3 protein-coding genes are annotated in these 4860 nt (G+C 76.6%); all 3 read right to left on the bottom strand.

Annotated features, from left to right (window positions below; translation table 11 throughout):
* Window positions 1–2206, bottom strand: a 2206-nt coding sequence (locus ACWENR_RS29650; RefSeq protein ID WP_452280249.1) for a sensor histidine kinase, incomplete at its 3' end; no start/stop codon positions are given.
* Between the two features lie 154 nt (window positions 2207–2360).
* Window positions 2361–3938 (bottom strand): prenyltransferase, encoded by a 1578-nt coding sequence (locus ACWENR_RS29645; protein WP_452280248.1) that lies wholly within the window; start codon window positions 3936–3938, stop codon window positions 2361–2363.
* Window positions 3935–4852: a terpene synthase family protein gene (locus ACWENR_RS29640; RefSeq protein ID WP_452280250.1), complete on the bottom strand. Its 918-nt coding sequence runs from the start codon at window positions 4850–4852 to the stop codon at window positions 3935–3937. The genes ACWENR_RS29645 and ACWENR_RS29640 overlap by 4 nt, the downstream gene beginning before the upstream one ends.
* Between the last annotated feature and the right edge of the window lie 8 nt (window positions 4853–4860).

The following is a 4860-nucleotide window of genomic DNA, read 5'->3' as shown; positions in this document are numbered from 1 at the left end:
CCGCGGTCACCGGCAGGCCGGTCGGGAAGGTCGGGCCGTCCAGGGCCGCCTGCGTGGACGCCCCCCGGCTCCGGGTGGGCAGCCGCTCCTCGGCCGGGGCGGCGGTCGGCTGGCTGCGGCCGCGCGTGCGGGTGGGCAGGGCGTCGCCGGCGGCCTCCCCGCCGACGGTTTCCGGTGCCGGGCCGGGCCGGAGGGCGGCCTGCGGCTCGGCCAGCGCCACCGGCGCCGTGGTGGGCCGCTCGGCGGCGGAGGTGGGGGCCGCGGTCGCCGGGGCGGCGACGCCCGGGGCGCCGGCCGGGAAGCCGCCCGAGGTGCTCGGGTCGGCGTCGTCGGCGGTGACCAGCTCGGCCGGGATCAGCACGACGGCGGTGGTGCCGCCGTACGCGGACTCCTTGAGCTGCACCCGCACGCCGTGCCGCTCGGTCAGCCGGCTGACCACGTAGAGCCCCAGCCGGGAGGCGTTCGCGAGGTTCAGCTCGGACTGGTCCACGATCCGGTGGTTGGCGGCGGCCAGGTCCTCCTCGCTCATGCCCAGGCCGCGGTCCTCGATCTCGATGGCGAAGCCGTTCGCCACCATCTGCCCGCGCACCTCGACGGTGGTGTGCGGCGGGGAGAACGACAACCCGTTCTCGATCAGCTCCGCCAGCAGGTGGATGACGTCACCCACCGCGCGCCCGGTCAGCGAGACCGGGCCGAGGTGCAGCACGTTGACCCGGGTGTAGTCCTCGACCTCGGCGACCGCGCCCCGGACCACGTCGACCATCGGCACGTTGCGCCGCCACGCCCGGCCCGGGGTGGAGCCGGAGAGCACGATCAGGTTCTCCGCGTTGCGCCGCATCCGGGTCGCCAGGTGGTCGACCCGGAACAGGTCCTCCAGCTCCTCGGCGTCGTGCTCGCGCCGTTCCATCGCGTCGAGCAGGGTGAGCTGGCGGTGCACCAGCGCCTGGGTGCGCCGGGCCAGGCTGAGGAAGACCTCCCGGACGTTGCGGCGCAGCTCGGCCTGCTCGACGGCGGTGCGGATCGCGGTCTCCTGCACGGCGTTGAACGCCTTGCCCACCTGGCCGATCTCGTCGTCGCCGAACTCCAGCGGGGGCGCCTCCTTGGCGACGTCGACCTCCTCGCCGTGGCCGAGCCGCTCCACCACGCCGGGCAGCCGCTCGTTGGCGAGCCGGAACGCCGCCTCCCGCAGCCGTTCCAGCTGCCGCACCAGGGAGCGGGCGGTGGAGATCGACACGACGATCGAGGCGATGACGGCGAGCAGGCCGAGGCCGGCGGCCAGGACCAGCCGGAGGATGACGCCCGCGGCGATCGGCGCGGCCCGGTCCACGAGCGTGTCGCCGGCCTCGATGATGAAGCGCTGCTGCTCCTCCACCGCCGGGTCGGCCGCCGCCCGCCACTGGGCCGCCGACACGGGGGGCGCGCCGGCCGTCCGCCCGGCGAGGACCACCCGGTCCTCCAGGGTCCGCAGCGCGGTGTACGCCTCGCCGCCACGCAGCGCCTCGTAGCGCGCCCGGTCGCCGGCGGAGAGGTCGGCGCGGGTCTGCTCGTCGAAGTAGCGCTGGGCGCCCACGGCGCGGGCGAAGGCGGCGGTCTCCTCCGGGGTCATCCGGCCCGCCGCGAGCGCGCCGGTGATCAGGGCGTCCTCCTGCGACATGAGCTCGCGGACCCGGACGAGCTGGATCAGCGCGCTGGTCTCCTGCGCGAACTGGTCGTCGTCGAGGTTGCCCAGCGCCCCGTACATTCGCAGCAGCGAGTCGATGACGTCGGTGTACGCCTGGGTGGCGGCGGCCCGGTCCACCTGGCGGTCGCGGATCGACTCGCGTACGCCGCCCAGCCGGTCGAGCCCCGCGACGACCTCGTCGATCTGCCGCTGGGCGTCGTCGCTCGCCGCCAGGTCGACGCGCCAGCCGCTGACGGACTCGCGGAAGTCGTCGGCGACGCCCTGGGTCCGCTGCCACTGCGCGTCGAGCTGGGCCCGCTCGGCCTCGCCGGAGCCGCCCAGGTAGGCCGCCGAGGCCCGGCGTTCCGCCTGCAACTCCAGCACCAGCGGCTCGCCCGGCTCGGCGACCCGGCTGTCGAGCGTCTGCACCCAGAGCAGGTTGACGCCCTCCCGCAGGGTCACCCAGGCCGCGAATGCCCACAGCGCAACGAGTGAGGCCAGCAGAGCCACGACTTTCCGGCGCAGATTGGAGCTGCGGGAACCCATTTGAAACCATCCCTGGCGGGGAGCCATATTCATCCGATCGGCGGTGTGCGCATGTCGCATCGACCGACCCGGCGCACGGTAGCAGTGTCGCGACGATCACTCAAGCAGTGCTGATCATGGCCGTGCGCGGTCGGTCGTGCGTCCCGGCGGCCCCTCATCCTCCTACGTGGCCGGTCATCCGGGCCAGGTGCCGGGCCGCCAGGACGGCGGCCCGGACGATGAGCACCGGGTGGTAGAGATCCTTGTCATGCCACAGTGGAGTGTCGTGGCCGGCCGGGTCGCGCCGGTCGTCGAGGAAGGCCAGCGCGCGCCGCACGACGACGCCGAGGCCCGGCCGCGGCGGCCGGCCGGCGCCGAGCAGCACGTGCAGGGCGTACGCGGTCTCCTCCGGCGTGCCCTCCCACAGCCCCCACGAGCCGTCGTCGCGCTGGGTGCCCAGCACCCAGTCGACCGCCCGGTCGAGCGCCGCGGCGGCGACCGCGGGGGCGTGCCCGGCCAGGCCGGCGGCGACGCTCGCGGTGGCGTAGTACGGCGAGGCGTGCCAACGGTCCGTCCACCGGCCGTCGGCGAGCTGGGCGTCGAGCAGCCAGCCGGCCACCCGGTCCGCCACGTCGGCGTACGGGCGGCCCGGCGCGTGGCGGGTGTGCCAGCCCAGCGCCTCCAGCACGTGCGCGTTGGTGGTGACGGACGCGCCGTCCTCCCCCTGCCAGGTGCAGAAGTGCGCGCCGGTGTCGTACGCCAGCAGGCTGTCGGGGGCGACCGGGCGGCCGAGCAGGGCCAGCGCGAAGAGCGTGACGGCGGTGGTGTCGGCGTCGGTCGGCAGCCCGGGTGAGGTGGCCGCGCCGGCCGGCCCGACGGCGGCCGCGAGGCCGGCGACCATCGGGGCGGGGACGTCCACCGCCGCGCCGACGCGGGCGAGGCCGCTGAGCACCCACGCCCGCTCGAAGACGGTGATGGGCGTGGTGCACGGCACGGTCCCGTCGGCCGGCGCCACGGCGGCCGTCAGGTAGTCGATCGCCGCCCGGTCCGCGCCCGGTCGCGCGGGGTCGCCGAGCCAGGCGGCGGTGGCGGCGGGCGAGGCGCCGACGGCGCCGGCGACGGGCCGGACGCCCAGGCGGTCCCGCGTCCGCTCGTCGAGCACCTCGAAGGCGTGCAGCAGCTTCTGGGGCACGGGTCGGCCGGCGGCGAGCAGCCGGCCGACCGCCTCGGACCGGTGCCGGGTCATGCCGTGCGGCATGGGCAGCGCGGGCAGGTGCGCCCACCTCGACGGCCCACCGCCGGCCGGGTGCAGCAGCGCGTCGACGCGGTCGAGCAGCGCGGGCACGATCAGGTCCACGCCCGGCATGTCCGGCACGGGCTCGTCGGCGGCGAGCAGCCGCCGCAGCGCCTCGACGCCCCGGTCCACGGCGGCCGGCGGCGGGTGCGCCGCCGGCCGGTCGGCGCGTCCCGGGTCGAGCGCGGAGCGCAGCAGCGCCTCCACCGCGCTCAGGGTCGGCACCAGGCCGTACGCGCCGGGCGCCCCCCACCCCCCGTCGGCCCGCTGGACGGCCACGAGGTGGCGCAGGCGCCGAGCGTGTCCCGGCAGCCAGGGCGCGTCGCTGACCAGCCGCGCCGTCTCGTACGTCGAGGGCGAGACCGTGCCGGCGGGGGTGGCCGCCATCGCGGCCACGAGCGCCCGGTCGCCGAGGTCGGCGCCGCCCCGCTCGGGGGCCGCGACCGGGGCCGCCGTCACGCCATCCCCCAGAAGTCGGCCAGCTGGTAGAAGCCGCTGCTGAAGCCGATCTGCCGGGCCAGGTAGTCCGCCTCGCGCGGGCAGGTCGAGCGGAGCGGGACGAGCATCCGCCGGCAGTCGTCCACGAGGGCGGCGAGGCGCCGCTCCACCTCGGCGCGGTCCTCCACCAGCAGCAGGGCGTTCAGGTCGCCCCAGCGCAGGTCCCGCTCGTACGTGCCGAGGTCGTTGACGAGGCGCAGGGCGCGCTGCACCTCGTCGCTGACCGCCACCAGCTCGTCGAGCCGGGCGAGGGTGGCCTCGTCCCCGGTGTAGATCCAGTGCGCGACGTTCACGATCGTGCAGGCGTGGTTGTCGGCGTTGGCGAGGTACGCGTCCAGGCTGGGCAGCGCCGCCCGGTCGCCGGAGCGCCACGCCGCCTTCCACGCCCACTCCTGCGCCATCGCCCGCACCGTCGCGTGCAGGCGGTCCCGCCACAGCGGACGGTGGGCGGCGAAGGCGGGCCTGGTGGCCAGTTCGTCCTGGAGCGCGGCCAGGTAGGCGCCGAGGTGGTCGTCGGCGGCGGGCGGCTCGCCGTCGGCCACCGCGAGGCAGCGGGCGACGAGCCGGTCGACCTCGGCCCGGGACCGCGCCCGGTGGTCGACCAGCCAGTCGAGGGCGAAGCCCCACAGCACGGTCCGGTTGGTGGCCCGCAGCTGCGCGGGCGTGCACCAGGGGGCGCCGAACGCGATGGCCAGCGAGATGTTGGCGAAGAGCATGGTGTCGAACGGGTCGGCGGGGAACAGCTCGGGATGCGCGGCGGCGGACGCCTGCAGGTCGCGTTGCCCGCGTACCGCGAGGCCGCAGATCCGCCCCTGCTCCCGGGCGTCGCGCAGCTCGTCCCGCCCGCCGGCCGCCAGGTCGGCGCCGGGGAGGATCTGGCGGC

The sequence above is a fragment of the Micromonospora sp. NPDC004336 genome, from assembly GCF_053602615.1.
The sequence above is the reverse complement of the archived record's forward strand: the minus strand, read 5'-3'. Positions and strand labels throughout refer to the sequence as shown.